2 protein-coding genes are annotated in these 1,120 nt (G+C 68.1%); both read right to left on the bottom strand.

Going from position 1 to position 1,120, the window contains the following annotated elements:
* Positions 1-599: ATP-binding cassette domain-containing protein (locus ELR45_RS41845; protein WP_420813991.1), on the bottom strand; the 599-nt coding region annotated here is incomplete at its 3' end.
* 131 nt (positions 600-730) lie between these two features.
* Positions 731-1,120, bottom strand: a 390-nt coding sequence (locus ELR45_RS39965) for an ABC transporter ATP-binding protein (protein ID WP_205857711.1), incomplete at its 5' end; no start/stop codon positions are given.

Genomic DNA, 1,120 nt, shown 5'->3' with positions numbered 1-1,120 from the left:
ACCTGGGCACGTACCGACACGTCGAGCGCGGACACCGCTTCGTCGGCGACGACGAGCCGGGGATCCAGGCTCAACGCACGAGCGATGACCAGGCGCTGCCGCTCGCCGCCGGAGAAGGCGTGCGGGAAACGGTCCCGATACTCCGGCCGCAGACCCACCTGCCGCAGCAGCTCGACGACCCGATCGTCCAGCTCCCGCCCGCTCACCACCTTGTTCACCCGCAGCGGCTCGGCGATGACATCTCGCACGGTCATCCGCGGGTTGAGTGAGGAGAACGGGTCCTGGAAGACCATCCGGATCTGCCGCCGGTACTCGGGCAGCTTCGACGACGGCAGTCCCGCCAGGTCCACCTCGGAGCCGTCGGCGTTCCGGTACATCAGCTGTCCACCGGTCGGCTTGTAGGTGCGGATGATGCTCCGGCCGGTCGATGTCTTGCCGCAACCGCTCTCACCCACCAGGCCGAGAGTCTCGCCCGCCTGCACGTCGAACGAGATGCCATCCACGGCGCGGGTCACCCGGTGGTTCCTCCGCAGCCAACCGGATCGCTCGGTGAAGTGCATCGTGAGGTCGCGGACCTCCAGGAGGTTGCCGTCCCTCATCGGCGCCGCATCCGATGGTTCATCGCCGGTAGGCCGATGTCCGACGGCACCCGGTCCGGTATGGGCCTCGGAGGCGAGTGTCGGCTGGGTGGGCATACCATCACCTCGGCTCAGGATGTTCGGACGCTCGGTCATCCGAGGGCCACCTCCTCGTCCTCGGCGAGCACGCAGCGCACGTCCCGCCGCGTGCCCAGGGAGACCGTCGCCGGTTCCCGAACGTCGCACACTCCCGGCCGGGCATGGTCGCACCGCGGATGGAACGGACATCCGGCCGGACGGCTGTGTGGGCCTGGCACGCTGCCCCTGATCGTGGAGAGCCGCTCACCACGTCGGCGCTGGCCGAACCTCGGGATCGCCTCCAGCAGCGCGCGCGTGTAAGGATGCTGTGGCTCGCTGAAGATCTGCTCCGTCGGTCCGGTCTCAACGACGGTCCCCAGATACATGACCACGACCTCGTCCGCGATCTGTGCCACCACGCCCATGTCATGCGTCACGAACAGCACGGACATGTCCATCTCGAT

Origin of the sequence: Phytoactinopolyspora endophytica (assembly GCF_004138495.1) — a bacterium.
Taxonomy (GTDB): Bacteria; Actinomycetota; Actinomycetes; order Jiangellales; family Jiangellaceae; genus Phytoactinopolyspora; species Phytoactinopolyspora endophytica.
This window is presented reverse-complemented; position numbering and strand designations above follow the sequence as displayed.